General features: G+C 66.5%; 24 protein-coding genes. 13 read left to right on the forward strand and 11 right to left on the reverse strand.

All coding sequences use genetic code 11. The features are described from left to right. Positions 1-329: 329 nt before the first annotated feature. From ACRWNM_RS27485 to ACRWNM_RS27505, 5 genes are all read right to left on the reverse strand, one after another. Positions 330-467, reverse strand: coding sequence for a hypothetical protein (locus ACRWNM_RS27485; protein ID WP_431970996.1), 138 nt, complete (start codon positions 465-467; stop codon positions 330-332). Between the two features lie 571 nt (positions 468-1038). Then, positions 1039-1914: a hypothetical protein gene (locus ACRWNM_RS27490; RefSeq protein WP_431970997.1), complete on the reverse strand. Its 876-nt coding sequence runs from the start codon at positions 1912-1914 to the stop codon at positions 1039-1041. A 27-nt stretch (positions 1915-1941) separates the two neighbouring features. Further along, entirely contained in the window at positions 1942-2853 is a 912-nt protein-coding gene (locus ACRWNM_RS27495; RefSeq protein WP_431970999.1) for a hypothetical protein, read from the reverse strand. 11 nt (positions 2854-2864) lie between these two features. Beyond that, positions 2865-3191 (reverse strand): type VII secretion target, encoded by a 327-nt coding sequence (locus tag ACRWNM_RS27500; protein ID WP_431971000.1) that lies wholly within the window; start codon positions 3189-3191, stop codon positions 2865-2867. Beyond that, the gene (locus tag ACRWNM_RS27505; RefSeq protein ID WP_431971001.1) at positions 3192-3392 is read right to left on the reverse strand and encodes a hypothetical protein; all 201 of its coding nucleotides are present in this window, start codon (positions 3390-3392) and stop codon (positions 3192-3194) included. It lies immediately after the preceding gene. Between the two features lie 392 nt (positions 3393-3784). Here ACRWNM_RS27505 and ACRWNM_RS27510 point away from each other — a divergent pair, with 392 nt between their 5' ends. From ACRWNM_RS27510 to ACRWNM_RS27525, 4 genes are all read left to right on the forward strand, one after another. Next, positions 3785-4675 carry a helix-turn-helix domain-containing protein gene (locus ACRWNM_RS27510; protein WP_431971002.1) on the forward strand — a complete coding sequence of 297 codons (891 nt, stop codon included), beginning with the start codon at positions 3785-3787 and terminating at the stop codon, positions 4673-4675. 59 nt (positions 4676-4734) lie between these two features. After that, entirely contained in the window at positions 4735-4896 is a 162-nt protein-coding gene (locus ACRWNM_RS27515; protein ID WP_431971003.1) for a hypothetical protein, read from the forward strand. 23 nt (positions 4897-4919) lie between these two features. Continuing rightward, positions 4920-5420 carry a DinB family protein gene (locus tag ACRWNM_RS27520; protein ID WP_431971004.1) on the forward strand — a complete coding sequence of 167 codons (501 nt, stop codon included), beginning with the start codon at positions 4920-4922 and terminating at the stop codon, positions 5418-5420. A gap of 189 nt (positions 5421-5609) precedes the next feature. Further along, a complete protein-coding gene (locus ACRWNM_RS27525; protein WP_431971005.1) occupies positions 5610-6068 on the forward strand; it encodes an SRPBCC family protein in 459 nt (152 codons plus the stop codon). Between the two features lie 54 nt (positions 6069-6122). Here the strand turns inward: ACRWNM_RS27525 and ACRWNM_RS27530 are convergent, their stop codons facing one another. Next, the gene (locus ACRWNM_RS27530) at positions 6123-6767 is read right to left on the reverse strand and encodes an SDR family oxidoreductase (protein ID WP_431971135.1); all 645 of its coding nucleotides are present in this window, start codon (positions 6765-6767) and stop codon (positions 6123-6125) included. A gap of 138 nt (positions 6768-6905) precedes the next feature. Between ACRWNM_RS27530 and ACRWNM_RS27535 the strand changes: the two genes are divergently transcribed. Then, the gene (locus ACRWNM_RS27535) at positions 6906-7520 is read left to right on the forward strand and encodes a TetR/AcrR family transcriptional regulator (RefSeq protein ID WP_431971006.1); all 615 of its coding nucleotides are present in this window, start codon (positions 6906-6908) and stop codon (positions 7518-7520) included. A 133-nt stretch (positions 7521-7653) separates the two neighbouring features. On the opposite strand, the gene ACRWNM_RS27540 is transcribed toward ACRWNM_RS27535, so the two are convergent. Beyond that, complete coding sequence (locus ACRWNM_RS27540; protein ID WP_431971007.1) at positions 7654-8241, reverse strand: cytochrome P450; 588 nt, start codon at positions 8239-8241, stop codon at positions 7654-7656. A 187-nt stretch (positions 8242-8428) separates the two neighbouring features. Between ACRWNM_RS27540 and ACRWNM_RS27545 the strand changes: the two genes are divergently transcribed. Further along, positions 8429-10132, forward strand: a complete 1704-nt coding sequence (locus tag ACRWNM_RS27545) for an MAB_1171c family putative transporter (protein ID WP_431971009.1) — start codon at positions 8429-8431, stop codon at positions 10130-10132. Beyond that, positions 10045-11538: a cytochrome P450 gene (locus ACRWNM_RS27550; RefSeq protein WP_431971010.1), complete on the forward strand. Its 1494-nt coding sequence runs from the start codon at positions 10045-10047 to the stop codon at positions 11536-11538. The genes ACRWNM_RS27545 and ACRWNM_RS27550 overlap by 88 nt, the downstream gene beginning before the upstream one ends. A gap of 162 nt (positions 11539-11700) precedes the next feature. Here the strand turns inward: ACRWNM_RS27550 and ACRWNM_RS27555 are convergent, their stop codons facing one another. Next, positions 11701-12186 carry a MarR family winged helix-turn-helix transcriptional regulator gene (locus ACRWNM_RS27555; RefSeq protein ID WP_431971011.1) on the reverse strand — a complete coding sequence of 162 codons (486 nt, stop codon included), beginning with the start codon at positions 12184-12186 and terminating at the stop codon, positions 11701-11703. A gap of 81 nt (positions 12187-12267) precedes the next feature. Between ACRWNM_RS27555 and ACRWNM_RS27560 the strand changes: the two genes are divergently transcribed. Then, positions 12268-12795, forward strand: coding sequence for a DUF1772 domain-containing protein (locus ACRWNM_RS27560; protein ID WP_431971012.1), 528 nt, complete (start codon positions 12268-12270; stop codon positions 12793-12795). A gap of 332 nt (positions 12796-13127) precedes the next feature. Here ACRWNM_RS27560 and ACRWNM_RS27565 read toward each other — a convergent pair whose 3' ends face one another. The 3 genes from ACRWNM_RS27565 to ACRWNM_RS27575 all read right to left on the reverse strand — a co-directional run bounded on the left by ACRWNM_RS27565 (position 13128) and on the right by ACRWNM_RS27575 (position 15797). Continuing rightward, complete coding sequence (locus ACRWNM_RS27565) at positions 13128-13613, reverse strand: hypothetical protein (protein WP_431971013.1); 486 nt, start codon at positions 13611-13613, stop codon at positions 13128-13130. A 40-nt stretch (positions 13614-13653) separates the two neighbouring features. Next, positions 13654-14526 carry a hypothetical protein gene (locus tag ACRWNM_RS27570; protein ID WP_431971014.1) on the reverse strand — a complete coding sequence of 291 codons (873 nt, stop codon included), beginning with the start codon at positions 14524-14526 and terminating at the stop codon, positions 13654-13656. A gap of 155 nt (positions 14527-14681) precedes the next feature. After that, positions 14682-15797: a hypothetical protein gene (locus ACRWNM_RS27575; RefSeq protein WP_431971015.1), complete on the reverse strand. Its 1116-nt coding sequence runs from the start codon at positions 15795-15797 to the stop codon at positions 14682-14684. Positions 15798-15985: 188 nt separating this feature from the next. Here ACRWNM_RS27575 and ACRWNM_RS27580 point away from each other — a divergent pair, with 188 nt between their 5' ends. From ACRWNM_RS27580 to ACRWNM_RS27600, 5 genes are read left to right on the forward strand one after another with little or no spacing between them, the layout of a single operon-like run. Further along, a complete protein-coding gene (locus tag ACRWNM_RS27580; protein WP_431971016.1) occupies positions 15986-17767 on the forward strand; it encodes a hypothetical protein in 1782 nt (593 codons plus the stop codon). Positions 17768-17791: 24 nt separating this feature from the next. Then, positions 17792-18136: a hypothetical protein gene (locus ACRWNM_RS27585; protein ID WP_431971017.1), complete on the forward strand. Its 345-nt coding sequence runs from the start codon at positions 17792-17794 to the stop codon at positions 18134-18136. Next, positions 18133-18624: a YbaB/EbfC family nucleoid-associated protein gene (locus ACRWNM_RS27590; RefSeq protein ID WP_431971018.1), complete on the forward strand. Its 492-nt coding sequence runs from the start codon at positions 18133-18135 to the stop codon at positions 18622-18624. Before ACRWNM_RS27585 ends, ACRWNM_RS27590 begins: the two co-directional genes overlap by 4 nt. 44 nt (positions 18625-18668) lie before the next feature. Then, positions 18669-21230, forward strand: coding sequence for a hypothetical protein (locus ACRWNM_RS27595; RefSeq protein ID WP_431971019.1), 2562 nt, complete (start codon positions 18669-18671; stop codon positions 21228-21230). Next, a complete protein-coding gene (locus tag ACRWNM_RS27600) occupies positions 21227-22027 on the forward strand; it encodes an ESX secretion-associated protein EspG (protein WP_431971020.1) in 801 nt (266 codons plus the stop codon). The genes ACRWNM_RS27595 and ACRWNM_RS27600 overlap by 4 nt, the downstream gene beginning before the upstream one ends. The last annotated feature ends 149 nt before the right edge of the window (positions 22028-22176 follow it).

The raw sequence follows: 22176 nt of genomic DNA on the forward strand, positions 1-22176 counted from the left end.
GACCCAGCTGTGCCGCCGGGCTCAGCAGAGCAATCGATCAGCGAGTGACGCTTCAGAAAACCGAAGCGTTACGGTGGCATGCCAGGGACGCAGCCTTCGCGCCATCGGGCGCGCGTAAGAGGGTGTAGTGCCCGAACAAGGTGCGTACGTCGCACCTACGCTATGGCGGTGTGGATTGGCACAATGATCCCTCTCGGATTTTCGTACGACAGCACACGATTCATGGTTACCGAACAGTATTTGTACGATCTTGACCTTGTCAACCGTCCGGAAGTATCACGACGGTTACTCTGACTCAGGACCAGCCGCAGGCTCGATCGAGCCGGTGGTCACCGGTCGGCTCCGGCGCTCCACCAGTGGAGGTTCGATGGATCGTCGGCGTCGTCGCGGTCGCCGCGCTCGGCATCTCGCTTCTCGGTGATCGATCGCCGCCGCGAGCCGTTCGGGTGGTGGTTGTGTCCGTTCACCGGGATGAGATCCTTCCGTCGGCTCACCAGGAAGAGCTCGCCCGCTCGGCCTCGACCGGCGACCGTCGGTTGCCGATCCCGAGATCGACGAACCCACCGAGCGAATCAGGCAACTCGGCGGACCCGGTGCCGGTCCGGAATCGCTTGTCCCGGAGACTGATTCGACTATCGGTCTATGATCTTGGTGCAGCCAGGGGCGGTGGCCGTCAGGCGGACCGCACCGCTCCAATTGCGAGTCGGCCCGCAGTGCTGCATAGTTGACCGATCGGTCGCAATAGCTCTAGTATCTCGAAATATGGTGCGCACCAAGGAATTCGACTTTGCCGTGATGTTGGACCGCACACTGGAACTGTGCTGATTTCGCGGCTACGAGGCGCCCTACACCGCGAATCCGACTGGGCACCCTGGCACTGCCAGGGCCTGCGCATTCGCGACCTCCAGCCGCAAACACGAGCGCTTCAGAGGCGCTGCAACGCGGAGGTCGTCGCGGAGGTCGCGCCCGAGTTGACAGGTGCCAGCAGACCAGCTGCCCCGCATCGCGATCCGCGCCCACGAGCCGACAGCGATGCTGTCAAGGGCGCGGATCTCTGTCGACGAAGGCCGTCGGCTGTTCCGGTACGTATCCGCCGCGCCGGAAGCGATCCAACCCGAGTTCGGTCCCGAGTTCCGATCGCAGTCCCGGATTACGCACGTAGAACACGAACAGGTGGTAGACCCGGGTCGGGTCGGTCTCGAGATCCTTGTGGCCGATGTCGATGGTTCGGTAGCCGGTGTCGGCATCACCGGCGACAAGGGTGATCACGTTGGTTCCGCTGCCGACTTTGTTTTTCTCTCGGCGGCTGCGGGCGCCGACTGCCGAGATGTCCTGCCAGGCAACATTGGTCGGGCCTTTGCCGTAATCGATCGAGATGTCCTGTGCCGTGAGCACGATGCCGACGTTGCCGAGGGTCTTGCGAGGGTGGTATGTGCCGAGGCCGATGAGGATGGCGAACAAAGCTGGCAGGGAAATGAGGAAGAAGAACGCTGCTCCGGACGACCAGTCGTCGTTCAACGATGCGATGAGTTGCCACAGTCCGGCCCCGAGCAGGGCAACTCCGAATGCGATAGCTACCAGACTTCCGATCGAGGAAGGGCGCGGCACCGGCAGCACGAGCGCGGAGCCAGCTCCGGTGGCTCGAATGTCAGCGGCCACCGGAGCAGTTCGGGGGAGTTCCGACCATCCCCATAGGGTGAGAGTAGCAGCGAAGGGGCCCAGAAGCACGAGCCCGAGGAGTACGCCCCACACCGATTCCGGATCTCTCACAGCTGTCCAGATCCCACCCAGAACCAACGGCCACACGACCATCGCCATGGCGAACGGCAGCACCGTATAGCGGTACGCGCCGAACGCCTTTCGTTCCCAATCCGCTGGTAGCGGCAAGCTGGACGTGCTCCGGTATCTACCCACGAGATCTCCTCCTGCGATCTTGCACGCTTACGCCGTTGCCGATCTGATCCCAGCCTCGGTTGCGCCCTGCACGATCTGAATCAGTTTCGGCACCATTCCGATGATCGTCGACGCTTCTTTCGCAAGCTGGAGCAGGATCTGCGACATCTTCGTGCCTGCGCCCGCGATGCTCGTGCTGGCGCGGGCGACCGCCGCGAAAGACGCCGTCCCCCCGGTGCAGATGATGATCGCGGCAGCCTCGACCAGCACGCCGGCCAGCCAGTTCAGGAGTTCGGTCACGACACCGCGAACACCCTCGACCAGGTCACCGAGCGCGGCATTCACTTTGCTCAGCGAGGTCGCGAGGGAGGACTGAGCCTCGATGTCCGCCATGAACGCATCGGCCTTGGCTTTGTAGGCCGCGCCTGCGGCACCGGCCCATTCACTGACGTCTTTCTGCAGTTCGGTGTTCCATGTCGCGGCGGCTTCGGTCAGCGCACCGGAAATGTTTTCCCAGGACGTGGAATACGCCTTGACCATGTCCGGGTTACCGGTGACCCAGTCGAGCGCCTTGCGCAGCGGTTCGACATTCTCCAGCATCCAGCCCATCAGCAGGGCGCCAACGATATTGAACGGATCGAACTTCGCCAGGGGAACCCCTGCGGACATGCGGCTCCGGTACTCCAGCACGTCCGCCGCGGCGACGGCTACCGAGGAAGCTTTGAGGGCCGCGCCGTACAGGTTCTTGACCGGGTCTTCCCCGTTCAACGCTTCCTTGACGAGCCCGCCGGCTTCCCAGGCATCTCCCAGCGGCGTGCCTTTGAGCAGACCTGATTCGGCACCGTCGCTGTTTATCCTGGGGAGCAGAGCCTTCTGGTCGAAACCGTAAGCCTCGTCGTCGTCGACCTTCCCGTCGATCAGTTCATTGCCTTCAGGCGGCGCGGCGTCGTTGAACGGCACGGCTCCCTCCCCTATTTGATCTGGTTCTGTTGACCCTCGATCTCGGCTTTACGGCCGGCATCGAGGTTTTCGAAGGTATCCGCGCAGTACCGCAGCGTCTTCGGTAGCGCCTCGGTCGTTTCGACGATCTTCTGCAGGCTGTCGGTGATCCGCTCGTGCAGCGAGCCCACCATCAGATCCGCGTACCACCCGACGAAAACCCCGTAGCCGTCATCCAACTTGGCGACATAGTCAGCGGCCTGCTTGGCCTTGCTGACGTTCCCGAGCGTCGATTCGACGGCGCTGGCATGCGCGCGTACCTTCTCCGGATCGACGACGACGTCGTCGCTGTTCCACATCTATGTCCTCGTTCCAGCCACGACTTCTTGCCCCATCCCGAACGCCGTCGGCACCCCGCTGCTGTCCACCGCCACGCTCACGCTGGACTCGGACAACGTCGCCATCCGCCCCTCCAGCTCTCCGAACCGCCGTGCCCGCCCCAAATCGGCCGCGAACTGCGCCAATCCCCCTGCGGCACTGCCCGGATCGAAGCCGACCATCGACACCTCCCCCTCCCACCAGCTGTCCAGTCCGATCGAACTCTGTCAACGAAACACGCACCACGCAAATCACAGTGCGATCTTTCGGTCTCGTCCTCTGTATTGGACGCACCCTCGACCCATCCGGTTCCATCGAATGTCAGCCAACGTGGAGCTGCGCGAGCGCCATCCCGGAGGTCGGGCCTACTGGCTGATCGTCTTCTCGTGTCACATGATCCCGACGATGCTCGCCACGCCCGGCATCAACGACCCCGCGATCAAGCCCGATGTACTCCGAGGCAACAGCCGTCGTCGACTGATGGTCGACCAGGCACCCGCACGAGCGCGATCGGCGGGCCGTAGTGCTGTCGGGACCAGCGAACCTTGTTGCCAGCGTCGATAATCTCGGTCTCATGGTGTTCGACTCGACCCGTTTCGATCTGGAGCCGTATGCCGGTTTCGATACGCCTCGGTACGTTCGGCGGACGTATTGCAGTTGGGAGGTTGCCGGCTGGCGGTCGCTGCTCGTGCAGCGGTTCGAGCATGTCCCCGTGGTCGAGGACATGACGTTGCCGGGCACGGCAGATCTGCACCTGGTAGTGCCCGTCGCGGGGCGGGCTGTGATGGAGACGCGCAGTGATGGTCGGGCGCAACGCTCCACGTGGGTGCCGGGTCGGCCGGAGCTGGCGATCCCGGGCCGGCCCGTCCTTCGCCGCTATCGGGCGGACGGGGCGATGCGCAGCGTACAGGTCCACATTCCGCGTGACACCGTCGATACGGTCGTGGCGCAACTGGGTGGCCACGCGGTGGACTACGAGGCCATGGCCGCGTCCGTCACCGCGGGGGATTCGCTGGTCGAGGAAACCGTCCGAGCGCTCGGTCGCACGGGCGAGGCCGACGACCTGTATGCCGAGGCCGCGGCGGCCTTCTTGACCGTGCATCTACTCACCCGCCATGCGCGACTGCCTGCTGATCGGACGCCGACGCGCGAGGACGCACGCGTGCGCACGGTCGTCGCGACGATGCGTGCGCGGCTGGCCGATTCGATCACCCTGGCCGACATCGCCGGCGAGGTGCATCTGAGCGTCTACCACCTCGTCAGGGTCTTCAAGGAGGCGACCGGGGTGACACCGTACCGGTACCTCACCCGGTTACGGATCGACGAGGCGAAACGGCTGTTGCGCGAGACCGACCTGACGATCGCCCAGGTCGCGGCACGGTGTGGCTTCGCAAGCCCTGGTGCGCTGTCAACCGCCTTCTTGCGGCACACCGGGGCGCGTCCCTCGGAGTATCGCAATTATTGACCGGTGCACCGCAATCTCGAGCATTGGGTGGGGGATGACTCGCCCTTACGGTTCATTCCATGGCCGACATCTTCTCGGGCGAGGTCGCCACGGGTATGGACCTGAATCCGATGACATGGATGGTCGAGCGGGCCGACGCACCCCGTCGGATCGCGACCGGGGCGGGCGGGCGCAGCGCCGAGGTCACCGACCACGTCCTGCTCATCCGCCGAACCGCCTGACGCTCGCGACAAGGGAGACCGCCATGCCCAGCACGACCGGCCGCACCCGCTGCCGCGACACCCCGCCGCCTCGGACCGCAAACAACGAGGCCGAGACCCTGCGCGGATTCCTCGACTATCTCCGGACCTCGATCGCGGCAAAGGTCGAGGGCGCCCCCGAACCGCAAGCACGAACTGCCGCAGTACCGTCGGGCACCAACCTGCTCGGCCTGCTCGAACACCTGACTCACGTCGAACGCTCGATCTTCCTCGGCGACAACGTCACCGACTGGCCTGCGACGTTCCGAGCCACATCATCCGACAGCGTGGCCGACGTCGTCGCCCGCTACCGAGCCACGGTCGAGCACGCCAACGAAATCCTCGACGTCTGCACCGACCTCGGTGCACCTGTCCCGCGGCCCCGGTCGAACCGCCCCACCCCCAGCGTCCGCTGGGCACTGGTCCACATGATCGAGGAAACCGGCCGCCACGCCGGCCATGCGGACATCCTCCGCGAAATGATCGACGGCTCGACCGGCCGCTGAACCGATCACCTTCGATCGAATTCGCCTCCACCGCAGCGGTAGCCGTACCCCAAGACCCGGTCTGCTCGGCGACCAGAGCGTGTGGCCGACCTCGGGCAGCCGCCGAACGCCGGGAAACAGCTTGTCCCCCGACGCATCTCGGTCTCACCGTGCAGATCGCGTCGACTGAAAACGCAGGAAGGATATGACGTGCCGCACTACCGAGTACGTTCCACAACCTCGGCTCCCGTCAGCACGGTGTGGGGTTTGCTGATCGATGGCCACAGCTGGCCCCGCTGGTCCTCCGGGCTGGACGAACTGGTCGAGGAACGCTCCAGCGGCCTCGATTCGCGCGGCAACGACGGCATCGGCGCGGTCCGCGCGTTCCGCACCGGCCGGGTCGTCACCGGTGAGCGACTGACAGAACTCGTGCAGGATCGGCTCCTCGCGTACGAGGATGCCTTCAACTTCGCCATGAAGGACTATCGCGCCGTCGTCGAACTGCAGCCGACTCCCACGGGCGGAACGACCATCACCTGGCGCGGCACCTGGCGTATGCGGCCTGGGATCGGCTGGATCATGCCGTTCTTCCTTCCCCAAGTGATGCAGCGCATGGCCGACGACCTCGCCGATTACGCAGCCACCGCAGCGGGGCCGCACAACCCCTGACGGTCCAGCCCAAACAGGTCATGGCCGACGTCCTGGTCCGAGGCGCCGGGAGCTCTACCACGGGACGGTCTCGCCGTGGCGATCCAGGAACTGCAGGCCGGGCGCGCCGGCTTGTGCTTCGAGGACGTCGGCGACGGCGGGGATGCTCTCGCGGGGCGTGAGAGGCGCGTCGGGGCCGCCGAGCTGGGTTTGGTTGTGGCCGGGGTCGATGAGCAGCTTGGTGTGTCCATCGCCGGCATGGCGGGTGGCGTAACTGCGCATCAGCTGGTTGAGCGCGGCCTTGCTGGCCTTGTAGAGCTCGTAGCCGTCCTCGGTGTTTCGCGAGATGCTGCCCTGCTCGGAGGACATGACTGCGACGGTCCCGCCGGGCGCGACGAGTCCGCGCAGGGCCTCGAGGGTGCGCAGGGGGCTCAACGCGTTGGTGATCATCACCTCGGTGAACATGTCGGTCGAGACCTCGCTGATCGGCAGATCGCCTCGGTCGATCGCGGCGTTGACGAAGAGCAGATCGAACCGACGATCGGCCAGGCGCTCGGACAGCTCGGCCAGCTGGACGGAGCTTGTCATCTCCAACGATTCGACCTCTAGAAGTCCTTGCGAGGCATGGGCATTCGCTTGCAGCCGGCCGCCGCTGCGGCGCGTCGTGGCGATGACTCGCCAGCCGCGTCGAGCGAGCTCGTCGGCGAGGACGAGCCCCAGCCCTCAAGAGGCACCGATGACGAGAGCTTGGCGGTGGGACGTGGCGGACACATTCACTCCTACGTTGTGATACTTAGTCTAGACGCGACGTTGCGACTAGACTACAGCCCGACACCGCTGATGGGTATGGTGTCTCGCATGCCCGCCGCGAACTCCCAGCCCCGTAGGGCGCACTCCGGCCCTCGACGCGACGAGGCAGCGCGCCTGGCTGTACTTCATGCCGCAGACGATCTGCTGGTCGAGAACGGATTCGGGGCTCTGACCATCGAGGCGATCGCGCGGCGCGCCGGCGTCGCCAAGCAGACGATCTACCGCTGGTGGCCCTCGAAGGTCGAGATCCTGCTCGACACGCTCATCGAAGACAGCACCAAGCACCTTCCCGTTCCGACGGAAAAGCCCACGGCAGAGAACATCCGCGGCTACCTACGCCGCTTCGCGCGATTCCTTACCCGCGACCCCGCCGGCAAGGTCCTGCTCGCGCTCATCGCCGAGGCGCAGCATGATCCCGACACAGCCACAAGCTTTCACCAGCGCTATCTCGGTCCACGCCGTGACCAGGAATGCGACATGCTCACGCGCGCAATCGACGCCGGCGAGATCTCGCCCCACCTCGGCCCCGACGCCACGATCGACGCTCTCGTCGGCCCGATCGTCTATTGCGCCCTGAGGGGGTCGAGCATCCCACGCGGACTGGTGGACACCCTCGTCGAGAACCTGCTCAGGCCCCGCGACACTCGAGTGTCCGCCGAGTAGCTCGCCCGGCCGATCAACCGGGCACCGACCAGACCGATCGATGACAATTCGCAAGCCGGTTCACATGATGCAAAGCAGCCAGGACCCTGTCTGACCGGCTTATGCCGTCGGAGACATTTCAATGAACTCTGGCTCACTTGTTGCTCGTTCGCGGGTGAGGTCGCAGTCGTAGACCCGCGGGTTTGAGGGTGAGGGTTTCGCGGACGTCGAGTCGGTAGTCCGGGTCGGGTTCCAGGTCGAACTGGTGCAGGATCACAGCCAGTGCGACAGTGATCTCGTGCTGGGCGAACTGCCGACCGATGCGGGCTCGTGGACCCGTACCGAACGGCTTGAAGATGCACGGTGGCAGGTTCCGGATGCTGTCGGGAAGGAACCGGTCAGGATTGAACTCGTCGGCGTCGGGACCCCATGCCGGGTCACGGTGCGCCGCAAGGAGCAAAACCAGCACCCAATCCTTCTGCCGGAAACGGTATCTGCCGTCGCAGAGCGTCGTGTCCTGGCGTGCGCGCCGAAAGTAGCCCGGTCCGGTCGGCCACAGCCGCAACGTCTCGTCGACGACCCGTCGCAAGCCCCGTAGTTTGGCCACATCCTCGAAGCGGATGTCAGGGAAATCTTGGATAGAGGACCAGGGAACAGAGATTCGCGCAATTGGACTGCTGGCTGCGATATCTGGCCATCGAGTGGCATCGAGGATCGCTCCGGCTAACGTCCGGCGTAACAATTGCTGGCGAACTACGCACTGCCACTTGATGTTTGAACGCGGAGGCCCAAGAGATCTCAGTTCGTGCAGTTGCCCATGCTCCTGGTAGTGTCGGATTTCAGTGTTCGGGGGGCGGGCTTCGAGCGTTGGGGATCGGCGAAGTCCGTGAAGCTCTTCGATGAATTGCGATCCGGGGGAGTTCGATCGGATGTCGAGTATCGGGGATCGGTTCCGCGAGCTTTCTGTGATGGTGCCGATCCCGCGGCCCTGGAATCTGGATGCCTACGTCGCCGCGGTGGCCGAACATCGTGGGCGCCCGATCGAGCTAGCGGCCATGGACACCTCCGCGCTGGGCGCGGCGGGCTGCGGCACAGGTAGCGGTTTGTGGATCGCGTGCCGCAACGACGACATCATCTTCTACGACCGCGACACTTCCGCCTGGCATGCGCAGCACATCGTCTTGCACGAGATCGGGCATATGCTGCTCGAACACGATCGACAGCCGTCTCGGCAGGTCGATGAACTCCGAGACACAGCGCTGACGATGTTGATGCCGTCGATCTCGGGCGATTCCATCCAGCATGTGCTGCGGACGCAACGCCTACGGCGACGACAACGAGCGCGACGCCGAGTCGTTCGCCGACATGGCGCTGTTACACGCGACCCAACCGCCGCCGCCTGCTTCGTCCATGCGTCGCACTCTCTTCAGAAACAAGCGCCGATGACTTCTCCGCTGCCCGCCACCGCCGCGCTGCCGATCATCGCCACGACCTCCACCATCACTGTGCTGCGGTGGAGGCTGATCAACCAGACACCCACCGACAAACTGATCAACCGGACGCTGGCCTGGGGCGTCGTCGGTCAGCTGCTGCACGAGCGCGGGGTGGCTCTGGGTATCGCCAGCCTGCTGCACCAGCTGTCACTAGGTGCCATCCTGGCTAGCCTGTCCGGTATCTACGGGATCGCCAAACTGTGGGGCGGAGCGGATCCGGAAACTACTGGGCAGCGACAGCGCCGCTACGACGGCGTGATTATTGACGTGTTCATCCTGTTGTTGATTGCGGGAACCCCTGCGCGCAGGCAAGGTCTGCTCATCGACCAGGCGCTGGGCTGGCCGGCGGTCGCGTTCTGGGCGATATTCGGTGCGCCGTTGGCTGTCTGTGCGGCACTGCTGTTGCAAATCACTGTCCGTGATTTCCGTACCGAAGATCTGACCCTGCGCGAAAAAGTATTCTACGGCGCAATTTTCGCCGCCGCAGGTAGCCTGCTGTTCGACGCGTTCGCCGGGCCAGCGGTCGCGGCACTATCTACCTACACCGACTTCTCGGCACACGACGAACAGATGAGTCGCAAGGCCACGACGTTCTTCGCGTCTGCTCTCATCGGTGCGCTCATCGTCGCGGTTCCGCTGTTCCCCGTCCTGGCTGAGCATTTCGGATGGGATCGAACCAGTCGCCACGCCCGCCGACTCCAGCCGCTGTGGCGTGATCTGACCACAGCGTTCCCTGACTTGGTCCTCTACCCCGCCACCGAACTCGCCAAGCTCCCTCCGACGCCGCGGCTGCACCGGATGACCATCGAAATCCGTGACATCTTGTTGAACCTGCGGCCGTACATGTCGGTCACCACCGATACCGCGCCAGCACTGCCAGATGAGATGGGCGAAGAGACAACGCGGTACGCGATCTTGGTCGCTCATGCTTTGGATACCAAACGGGCTGGGACGCAGCCTGACCCGGTTGGGGCGCGAACCGTACCTCGGGCACCGGAGGCGACTGGCGATCTGGATTCCGAGATTCAGGTTCTGCTCGAGCTGGCCCGTCAATGGCCGCATGCCCAGACCGCTGTAGTGGCCACATACACATCGGCCCCAGCCACACCGAACGCATCGAACAAGGAGCAGCCCCGTTGACCGACCTATCCGTCCGCCCCGTCCAACGACTCCCCCATCCACCATTTCGACTGCCTCTGCTGGGTGACCTGCTGACTGTGCGGCCGGGAAGGCCAACACAGGCCGCGATGCGGGACGCACGCCGCCTCGGACCGATCTACGAACGCCTGATCATCAACTATCCGATCGTCATCGTCTCCGGCGTCGATCTGCTCGCCGAGATCAACAACCAAGAGCATTGGGCGAAGAATCTGAGCCCGTTGTTCCGCCTCATGCGGCCAGTCGCCCGCGATGGACTGTTCACGGCCTACAACGACGAACCGAACTGGCAGACCGCACACAACATCCTCATGCCCGCGTTCACCCAGTCAGCGATGCGCAGCTACCACCAGACGATGACCGACACCGCCGCCGAACTGGTAGACCACTGGTCCGAGCAGTCCGGCCGTTGGATCGATGTCGCCGAGGACACCAACAAGTACACCCTCGAAGTCATCGGGCGTTGTGGTTTCAGCACCGGCTTCGACTCGTTCACCCGCGCGCACACCGACGAGCATCCCTTCGTCGCGGCGATGACCCGCAGTCTGCGTTTCATCAACCGCAACGCCAATCTGCCGCCTGCCGTGCACAAATTTCCCCGCAACCGTGCCGCGCAGCATGCCAATGACGTTGCCTTCGCCAAGAAAATCGTCGACGACGTCATCGCCGCCCGCCGCAGCGAGGATCCCTACAGCACTCGCGACCTGCTCGGGTTGATGCTCAACAGCACCGATCCCGCCACCGGGAACGCTCTCGACGAGAAGAACATCCGCCACCAAATCCTCACCTTCCTGGTCGCTGGACACGAAACCTCCGCCGGTGTGCTCGTCTTCGCCCTGCACTTCCTCGCTTCCCGCCCTGATGTAGCGGCCCGTGCCCGCGCCGAGGTCGACGAGCGTTGGCCCGGCCGCGAGCGGCCGCACATCGGCTATGAGGATGTCGCGAAGCTTCGCTACCTACGCCGCGTTATCGACGAAACGATGCGGCTGTGGCCGATCGCCCCCGGATACTTCCGGGAAGCCAAGCACGACACCACCATCGGCGACGGCAAATACCACTTCCGCAAAGGCGACTGGGTATTCGTCCTCACCCTCGCCGCCCACCGAGATCCAGGCTGGGGCCCCGACCACGACGAGTTCGACCCCGATCGCTTTCTTCCAGAGAACCTGCGCAAACTCGACCCCAACGTCCGCGCAGCCTACAAACCCTTCGGAACCGGCGAACGCGCCTGCATCGGCCGACAATTCGCCTACCACGAAATCCTGCTCGCCCTCGCCCACATTCTTCACACCTTCACCATCGAACCCGAACCTGGCTACGAACTCGACGTCGCCGAGCAGATCTCCCTGAAGCCCCGGGGACTGCGCCTCCGATTCCATCACCGGTAGTGCATGACGGGCAGCCTGCTGTGTGGTTTCCGGTCGGTGGTCTCGATGAGTTCGCCGCCGAGCTGGTCTGGATTCGGTGTTGTTCCTGTGCTGGCCGCCGGGCTGGGGTAACTCCATGGCATCCGAGGCCGACCGCCACGCACGATGCGGCTGCACCGGCCGTCACCGCTCCGCAGCCGAACCGCGGAGCGTGTCGGTAGCTGTAGTGAGGGAGTCGTTGAGCGCGGCGACGAACCGCTGCAGCACCGCTAGTTCACTGTCGTCGCACTCGGCCAGATACGCGCCGACGGACGTGCCGAGCCCTGTGAACAACGGAGCAACCACGTCCCGCGCCTGCGCGCCGGCCAAGGCGACAAGGACCCGGCGCCGATCCTGCGGATCTCGATCGCGGCGCACGAAGCCCGCCCGCTCGAGCCGGTCGATCATCGCGGTCACCGCACCTCCCCGGGTGATGCCGATACGGTCGGCCAATTGCCCTGGCGTCTGCGGTCCGTCCATGCTCAGCACATTGAGGCAGCTCAGGTCGGTGACGGCAAGCCCGAGCCGTGCGGCGACGGCCGAATGAAAGATGACGGTGCGGGTTGCCTGTATCCGCAGTTCCGTCTGCAGCGAACTCAGGGCCGCCCTCCGGGTTTTCCCTGATCCCATTTCACATCACTCCTTCTAATCTCTCTATATCAGAGAGGCTCTGAAATAGAGAGTACTTGAAGGCAAGAAGGAGATGCGGACATGACGACGAAGCGGGCGATACCCCTCTGGCTGCTGGTCATCTTTGTGGGAATCCAGTTCGGGGCCGGATGGTACGAGAAACTCGGCGTCATTCCGATGTGGGCGGACGCACCCCCCGACGAGCTGTTCCCGGCGATGGAGGCGTCCGGCTTCAAGAAGGCAGGCCGCGCGTTCTGGCCGTTCGTTTCCCCGGTGGTGGCGGTTCTGTCGCTGATCAACCTGTACCTCGCGTGGCGCACGCCGGTCGCCTTCCGGCGCTGGTGGATTGCGGGGGCCGCCATCATGTTCGGCTACTCGGTCTCGACCTACGCCTACTTCGCGACCCAGATGCTGATCTTCCAATCCAACGGCGCGGACTGGACTCCCGAGCGCGTGGAGTCCTTCGTTGACACATGGACCACACTGAACTACCCCAGGATGGCCATCGGCGCCATCGGCTGGCTGTGTGCGCTGCGCGCGCTGTCGCTGTCAGGGGTTACAACTCGGAACCACGCGCCCGCCGTGCCGACCGGCAACGCGGTCGGGTAGTCCGGGCGGAAGTCGCGCCCGCCCGATCGGGCGGGCAAACCGTCCGGCTACACCATCGCATGTCGTGCCGTCGACAGGTTGCGCCGATTGCAGCAAATCACCTGCGCCCTTCTGCGACAGGACATCTGGTCGCCGCAATGACGGCAACGACACACTCCTCGGCCACGATCGAGATCGGCTGGCCCGGCGCCCAGCGCGCGAAGCGCCAACGGTCACCCAACCGACCCGGTGCATCCACAGACGAAGTGGCACAAACGATCTCACCCAAAGGATTGGCCGCGACGTCGGCGGAAACTCCATCGAACCTCACACCGTGTGGATGCGCCACTGAATCAGCTGACCCCGCCGATCACTGCCTTTCCCTCGGCTGCGGCGGCCGCGAAGTACGGGCACAGGTCCTCGAACTCGTCATCCTCGTTCTCCTCGTCCCAGTCGGCTACCGTGGTGCCGAGGACCCAGCCTTCCGCGACCAGCCCCTCCGTGACCTGGCGAACCTCGTTCGGGGTGAGGACGAAGGCTGGTCCGTAGCAGAACTCGTACCCCGCGATGACGTCGCAGTGGTCGCCGGTCGCCCTGGCGAGCCAGGGGTAAGCGTCCCTCCAGTCGGCAGTGCCTTTCTCGGCCTCAGCGCGGCCTTCGGCGATGGCGCTGAGCGTGCGGTAGTCGTATCCGTAGAAGTCCGCCACCCGGCGGAGCCCGCCGGGGAGTGGCGCGGAGTCGTTCTCGGAGAAGAACACGGTGTGAATCAGTTCGGGTTTCTCGCGCATCTCTTCGAGCAGCGAAGGTTCGATCTTTGCCAGTTCCAACCACATGGACACGGGCAGCTACTTCCTATTCCAGATGTTCGATCGGTCCGGTTCAGCGCGCGTGCGGCGTATCCGGCAGCTTTACCACGGCGGTGCCGGCCTGGGATTCGCCATACTCCCAGCCCACGACCAGGCGAGCGCCGAGGCTGGCCAGGATGTCGGTAGTGAAGGGCCACCGGTCGGCGCTGCAGTAGTGCGCGCCGGCCGCCCGCGCGTCATCCTCGTCGAGGCAGAGCATGCGCAGGTGGTCGCGGAGCTCGGGGCGGGTGATCGCTGCCAGTGCTACCTCCCATCTGCGTTCGGCTGTGTCGACGTAGCCCTCGTCGTCGAACGGCACCAGATGTTCGGGGCCGCGCTCGGTGAAGGTCGCCGCGCGCATCGCGTCGGCGAGAGTGCCATCGGTGGAGACCCGAAACAGTACGGTCAGCCAGTTGTTGAGCTTCTTGGAGCTCTCGTGGGTCAGATCTATGCCGTGCCGAGCGAGCAACGGGCCGAGTTCCGCGCCACGCACAAGTACCTGATCGGCGCCGGCGGTCGCGGCGGCGCGTATGTCGGCGACGAAGTCGTCACCGAAGGGTCGGGGGCCTTTGGACCCGGCCTCGCCCCACGGTCCCGTCTCGTCCAGCAGGTGATCGTCGAAGCGGAAGAGGGACCGGCTCAGGTCGAACCGCCACACCCCCGGGGACAAGGGGTACTCGTCGGCGCCAGGAAACGGTAGCTGCCTGGGCTCCGGCTCGGCGAGCGCTGCTGGGGTCGCCCAGGCACTCGGGAACAGGAACTCGTCCAGCGAGTCATCGGCGTAGTACACGCCGTACTCCGCCGTGGGGTCCTCGGCCGGCTTTCCGCCTAGCAGGATGTCGAAAGCGGCGGTCAGTTCGGCATCCCACGCACGGGTGCCTGCCGCTGGGCTTTCACTGGACGTCATGAGAACTCCTGTGTATCAAGTGGTTCGGCCTCGCTGACACGCTAAGGGCTGCCACCGACATTGATGTCGGTAAGCTGCGGCGCGACTGCTGGATAGTGGGGTTTCGACGGATCGCATGGACTGGTCATGAGGGCACTGCGGTGACGCCCCGACGGTTAGTCCGCCGCGCCCGCCATGAGTAGCTGGTGTAGCGCGCCGTCCACATCCTCGTGCTCGCCGAAGAGCCGCACCAGCAGTGCGCGCTCGGCCAGGCCGTGCTCCGCGGCCAGCACCAGTTCCAGTGCCGCGTCCCGCGCTTCGACGCCCGATTCCGCGGCGAGCGACGCCACGATGTCGGCTGCGCTCTCCCTGGTCCATACCCCGGGAATCGCGGCCGCGACCTCGCTCGCGGGCGGGGCGGCGCCGCGATACCAGTGGCCGCCCTCCCACCAGTAGCAGAAGGAGAGCAACCCGGACCCGGCGCGCGGGTTGAGCAGCGGGTTCGCCACCCACCCAGGCGCGCCCGCGTAGAGATCCGGCATGGGCGCGCCGGCGTTGTAGACCGCGTCCAGCACCGGGTCGTTCCATACTCCGCCGGAGAGCACCGCACGGCCGCCAGGGACCAGCCACAGCGAGGAACCGCTGCGTTCGGCGCCCTCGAACAGGCCGAGCGCGGGCAGCACCCGCGGCCCCCACGGAGATCCGGCCGCCACGAACGCCGCGGCGATCGCCGCCCAGCGCATCGCCAGCAACGGCAGCGCGGGCAATGTCGTCTCGATTTCCGGGGTGAGCGTGGCGGTCCGGGCCAGTGCCCCCGCCTGCTCGGCGGGCCGGGACTGCCGGTCCTCGTGCCCGATATGGGCTGCCAGCCAGACGGGGAGCCGCGCCCGCGGAAACGCCTCCAGGTCAGCCCGATACACCTCCGGTGGGAAGAGGTGATCGTCCGGAAAGGGCTCGGCGCCGAAGTCGTGCTCGGCACCGATCTCGCCGGACGCCGACGCCATCACCAGGTAACGCCACCACGGGCCACCGGGCAGGGCGGCCGATGCCTCACGGTACCGCCGGACCAGTGCCAGCACCTCCTCCGAGGGCAACACCTGGGCCGGATGGCCTTGCTCGTCGGTGAAGAAGACCGACGCCAGCTCCGATACGGCGGTCAGCGCGAACACCGCTTGCATCTCGTGCCAGCCCGGCGGGGCGAGCGCGATCAATTCCTCGGCGATCCGGCGGCTCGCCGCGTCGGCGAGCGGTGACTCGGAATCGGCGGAAGGCGAATCCTCTGCTGCGGTCATGAAAGCGGCACCTCCTCGATCGGGCCCGCACGCTACCACTCGGGAGCGAACGGCGCCGGTGCGGCGAATTCGTTTGCCCGTCATTGCGAATTCAACTGTCTGCGTTGTAATCCCACGACATCGAACGCCGAGAGGAGAGCTGTGGTGAGCAATCCGACGGGACGGTACGGAGCCGCCGCGGTGCAGCGATGACCATCCACATGCCCGAGGGGTTGCAGTGGCTGGCCTGGGTGGCCGGAACCACCTGGCCGGAGGGCGACGAGGACGTCGCATGGGCGGTGTCGGAGGCATGGAAGACGGCGAGCACGGAGCTGACGGCCCTGCTCGCCGATATCGATGCGGCCGAACAGGCCACCATCGACGCCTATCCGCAGGGCGAGGGCGGTACCGCGATGGGCGCCCGCTACGACACGCTGCGCACCGGTGAACATTCCATCGAGGCGCTGGCGAAGTTCATGAGCACCGTCGGCGACAGCACCTTCGACATGGGCACCGAGATCCAGGCCACCAAGATCACCGTCATCGTGACGCTGGCCTGGCTGGCGCTGGAGATCTTGTGGGCCTGGCTCTTTCCGCCCACCGCGCCCGCCGTGGAGGCGGCCGCCATCACCACCACGCGATCCTTTCTCAAGGTGTTCGAGGACTTCGTGCAGAAGGCGATCACCAATCTCGCTGCGCGCCTGGGTGCTTCGACCGCCAAGCGGCACTTCTGGACCCAGGCCGCGCGGCTGCGGCCAGTCTTTCCCACCGCGAAGGGCTGGGGCGTCTACGGTACGCGGGCCATAGAGGCGACCGCCATCGTCGGGACCATCAACGGCTCGGTGCAGGTCGGCCAGCTCGCGGCGGGCAAAAGACGGCACTTCAACGGCACAGAGTTCGGGCTGTCCATCCTCGCCGGTGTCGCGGGCGTGGTGCCCGGACGCGAATTCGGGCGCTACCTCGGGCACGGTATCGACAAGGTCGCGGGCAAGCAGTTGAACAACATCCCGGGCCGGGTCGGTCGTGGCGCGGTGATCGGTGGCGCCTCCGGCGCGGTCGGCACCATTTTCGGCAACCTGGCCGTGGGCGCCGCGACCAGAGACTTCTCGTCGTTCGCCTCCGGGCAGGGCTGGGTCGGCGGTGTCACGCGGGGTGCGGTGGTGGGCGGTGCGCGCGGCGGTTTCGCCATCGGCAAGCCGATTCCGCCGGGGCACGGCGACATTCGCTCCTATGTCTGGATGCCGAAACCGAATTCCGGCAATGCGGCGCCCCGGCCACCGGTGAGCGACGGTTCGTCCAGCGGGTCGAGTTCCCGGTCGTCCGGCCAGTCGGACAGCGGTTCCGGTGCGAGCGTGTCGTCCTCGGTTCAACCGGTGCACTCCACCGTTGCGGGCTCGTCGAGCCGGCCGCAGTCCTCGCACAGCAGCGTCTCCGGCAACAGCGTCTACCACGATGCCGCGAGCTCGTTCCAGAGCGGCGGGAGCAGTTCGAGCAGTGGGAGCAGTTCGAGCAGTAGCTCGGGCAACAGCGTCTACCACGACGCGCGCACCAATCAACCTCCGACCTCGTGGTCGTCCTCGGTCGACGGCGGCTGGACCCCACCGCCTCCGTCCGGCTCACACGCCGCTCCCCCGGTGCCGACGGGGTCGTCCTCCTCGTCGAGCAGCGGACATTCTGGCTCCGGCGGTGCGCAGCGACCCCCGCTCCCGCCGTCCGGTGCTCAGGTGACCGGCGCGAATGGCGGGAGCAGCAACGGAAACCCGATCGCCACCCACCACAGCGAACCCTTCCTGGGCGAGGGCAAGGACGTGCGCGGCAAGCCGCGGCCCAAGCAGTGGCCGTGGGTGGAACCGCTGCCCGGCCCGTATTCACCGCCATCGTCGAGTGGCTCCTCCGGGCAGCAGTGGTTACCGGCCCCGGGCGCCCCGCCCCCGGCGGGTGCGCCACTCGAGAACGCCGTCGAGCAGGTCGACGTCCCGTTCACCCCGTAATCCGACGACACAGAAGGGAGTGCCATGGCCGCGGACCGGTTGGAGGTCGATCCCCAGAAGCTGCGCCACGCCTCGGATCTGACCCGGGAGCTGTCGAACGACACCAAGGGAGTCGCCGAGAAGCTGCGCAACACCCTCAGCGGTATCGAGTCCGACGGCACCGTCATGCCGTGGGGTGACGACAAGCGCGGCCACAAGTTCTTCGACGGCGACAAGGGCTACAAGGCGGCGCGGGACAACCTGATCGAGGGCGCCATCGGCGCCGCGACCACGTTGGGCGACATGGCGACCGGTCAGCGTGATGCCGCGGACGCCCTGGCCGATACCGACTCCGGCAACGCCGGCCTGCTCGGGAAGCCGACGCGGTGACCGGGCAGCCCACCGTCAACGAACGCCTGCGCGCCGACATGGCGACGCTGGTGGAGGGTCTCGGCGAGCAGTTCCGCGGCATCGCCGAACTGCAGCAGCGGCGTTCGCGGCTCACCGAGACGGTGAGCGTGTGCGATCAGCGCATCGAGGTCACGGTGAACGCCGACGGCATCCTGATCGACACCCAGTTCGCCGACGACGTCCTGGATCTGACCCTCGAGGAGATCGCGGAGAACGTCACCGCGGCGGTGCAGGCCGCCGCGGCGAAGGCCGCCGAGCGCAGCCAGGAGCTCATGCGCCCGCTGCTGGAACGCAAGAACGCCCTGCCGAAACTCTCCGAGATCATCGAGGGCGCACCGGATCTGGGCTCGCTCATGCCGACGGCGCCCCCACCGCCGCTGCGCCCGCCGGACCCGAACCGCTGGCCCGACGACGACCATTCCGGCGCCCGCGCGCCCCGGTCCGTGGTGGCCGACAACGACGACTGACGCGGCGCACGTGGTGCGCCCATGCGACAAGAAGGGTGAACGGGATGGCTCTCGAACCGGGCACGTGGTCGGGCCTGAAGAACCAGGCGCAGGCCGGGTATCTGAAGTTCGACACGGCCGACGCGCTGGCCGCCGCTCGCGCCTGCGCCGATCTGGTCGACGACCTGCTCGGTATGGCCGAGGCCGTGACGAACCTGCGTCTCGACAATTTCGCGCCGATCGGCACCCTCACCTCCGGCGCTCAGCTGGCGATGGCGTTCACCACCAAGGGAAACCGGCTGCGAACCATCCTCAGAGATCACGCCGACATCGTCACGGACATGGGCGAGACCTACATCGCGGCGGGCAAGGCGTTCGCGAACGCCGAGGGTGAGTCCGAGAGCGACTTCCGGGCGCTCAACGACCTGAAGATGCCGACCGTGGCCGGCCCCTACACCCCCGGCGCACGCAAGCCGGGCGGACCGGATGCCGAATTCGACAAGGCGAACGGCGGATTCGCCTGGATGGGCAAGGACGGCAAGCCGCACCTCCAGAACGCGAACGCGGAGAGCTTCCCCGCCTCGCTGAAGGACTACCAGGGCGAGAAGGATCCGGGCGTCACCGCCAGCATCGAGAACAAGGACAGCCTCGCCTTCAGCGAATTATACGAGCTGGGACGCGATCTCGACCCTGCTCCGGTGCTGGCCGCCGCGGGCACCTGGCACAGCATGGCCAACGACCTGCTCGGCAAGCTCAACACCTTCGTGAACGCCATCAACACCGGCACTGAGGCGTGGGAGGGGCAGGGCGCGACCGCGGCGACCGCGGCGATCGAAAACTACTCCGACGGCGTGCAACCCCTGGCCACCTCGATGATCGCGATGAGCCAGAACCTGGACTACAGCGCGCAGTGGCTGCACCTGACAAAGCTCAGCATGCCCTCCAGCCCCGATCCCGGTGACTGCTGCCCGGGCCGGGTGACCCGCCGGTACCGCAACGAGTGGCAGAAGCACTACGGCGAGGGCATGAAGAACACCGTCTCGGCGATGCCCGTGGTGAACGGTCCGATCGCCCAGCCGGCGCCGCCGGGTGGTCAGGGCCAGAACCAGCCCGGGAACCAGCAGGGCAACGGCCAGTACGGCAACGGCAACGGCCAGTACGGGGTCGACCAGGACGGCTACGGGAACCAGCAACCGGATCCGAGGTACCAGCCGGGCAACGGGCAGGCCGACCCGGCGAGCCAGTCCGGTTACGACACAGCGGGTTCCGGCACAAGCCCGGGACCTCGCAGCGCCGGATCGCACGGCGCCGAATCGGGCGGCACGGGTTCGGGCAGGGGTGCCCCCCTGCCCAACGGCGCCGAGAGCGGTGGCGGCAGCCGCGGAGGTTCCGGGTCGCAGGGGCAACTCCCACCCGGCTACGAAGCCGCGCAGAGGGAGGCCGAGTCCGCCGCGGCTCGCGCCGGCGGTGCGGCGACCCCGGTCGGCTCGTCCGGCGCTGGTTCGCCGAATGGCGGCGGGACGCAGTCGCGCCCGTCGAGTTCGGGAAATCCGTTCCCGCGCAGTAGCTTTCCCAGCGAGTCGGCGTCCGACTCGCCCTCGGGAGGCAGCGGCGCCAGCATGCCCAACGTCCCGTCGCTCGCGTCCGCTCCGCTGCCCAACGGCGCGAAGGGCAGATCGTCCGGCAGCGGTGGAACGGGCAGTGGGTCATCGGGTGCGGGTGCGGGTAGATCCGGCGCGAGCGGGCTGGAGGACGCGCTCGCCAAGGCCACCGGTGCCGATCCGGCCCAGGTGCGTTCGATGCTCGGCGATCTGCCGAAGCTGCTGAACGAGAACACCCTGTCCAAGAAGAGCGGCCTCTCCCCGGAACAGGTGCGCTCGGTGCTGAAGAACATCCCGGAGGTGGCCGACGTCGGCGAACTGGCGAAGCTCACCGGTCTCGACCCGGCGCAGGTGCGGTCGGTGCTGAACAACCTGCCGAACGCGCTGGATGAGAAGGCGCTGGCGGCCGCGACCGGCACGAGTGACCACTCGCCCTGGCGTGCCGGCTTGCCGGGCCAGTCGTCCTCCGTGGCCGGGCTGCCCGGTCAGACGATGGGCGCCGACGGCGGCCCGGCGTCGTTCGCCCAGGCGGGCAAGGACTTCCTCGGCCAGATCGGTACGGCGCTCACCCAGGGACTGGAGTCGCTCGGTCAGCTCGGTGCCACCCTGCCCGGCGCGGACCAGTTGCAGGAGATGCTGCGCCGGTTCGACCCGGCCGCGCTCACCGCCGCCGTGGGCGATCTGGCGGTCGATCCGGCGTCCGGCGCGGGCGGCGGTGGCGCCGGTTCCGGTGGTGTGGGCAGCCCAGCTGGTCTGTCCGAGCATCCTTACCAGCAGGCCCGTGCGTTTCCGCGCGCGTCGCTGCCCGGCGCCGAACACCCGATGTATCCGGCCACAGCGGCGGCGGGCCAGGGCGCGCCCGGGATGGGCGGTGCCCCGATGATGGGTCCGGCCGGTGCCGGCGCGGGCGGCGGTGCGCAGGGCAATACCGCGCAGAAGCCGGCCAAGTACCTGAAGTCCAAAACGCATCTGGACGACGCCATCGGCGCCGTGCCAGACCGAGTGAAGCCGGTGATCGACTCGTGAGCCGAACCTGGGAGTTCACCGACCTGGAGTTCAACCTGCTGTGCGAGGAGGTGCGGCAGGGCGAACTGCCCGCCCCGTTCGTCTTCACCAGCCGCACCCGGCTGGCGGACGACTACGAGCGGGAGAAGTTCGAGGTCCAGCAGCAGTTGCGGGGACGGTTCGACCACGAACTGGACGCCATGGCGGGCGCCATCGCCCGACCTGACATCTTCATCGTGGCGCACGCCTGGGACGACCAGGATTTCGACAACCCGGAAGCGCGCACTCGGGTGCATGCCGTCCGGCAACGCGCCCGCGGGTACATCATCACCCAGCGCCCCGGCGAAACCCTCATGCACGCAGGTGGTTTCGACGCTGTCGAATGCGACCCGCACGCCCTGGCCGATACCGTGCTCGGGCTGCTGCCCACATGCAATGCAGGCAGTCTGGACGACATCCAGCTCGCCTTGCCGACCTCGGAACCCGCGATCGTCCACCAGGGCCCGTCGTCCGGCGTCATGGACAACGACGACACAGACGACGACACGGTCCGCAGCGACGCCTTCTTCGCGACCCCCGCGGTGAGCACCGGCATCGTCAAGGTCCTGCAGGGCCGTTCCAAGTACGGCCCGCGCGGCCGGATCGAAGCAGGCATGCTCTGGCGCGACCTCCCCGACGACGGCCGCTACGTCATGCCGCTGGACCACCCGGCCCCGGTCGCCACAGCGATGAGCAGTGACGGCCTCACCGAGTGGGTGCGCGAACAGATCGACCACATTCTGGCGCGCATGGAATCGCATATGGAGACAGAGGACTGACGACGCTCGATCGTGCCCCGAGCCGGGGCCGTCTCGGCGTATCCGAACGCACCGTGATGCCGATTGTCGCGAGTCGCCCGAGGTGTTGGTGGCGGCCGAGAGCGTCGTGTTGCGAATAGGGACGCGCGGCAACGTGTTTCGATGTCGGC

Origin of the sequence: Nocardia sp. bgisy134 (genome assembly GCF_965341865.1) — a bacterium.
In the GTDB taxonomy this organism is placed as follows: Bacteria; Actinomycetota; Actinomycetes; order Mycobacteriales; family Mycobacteriaceae; genus Nocardia.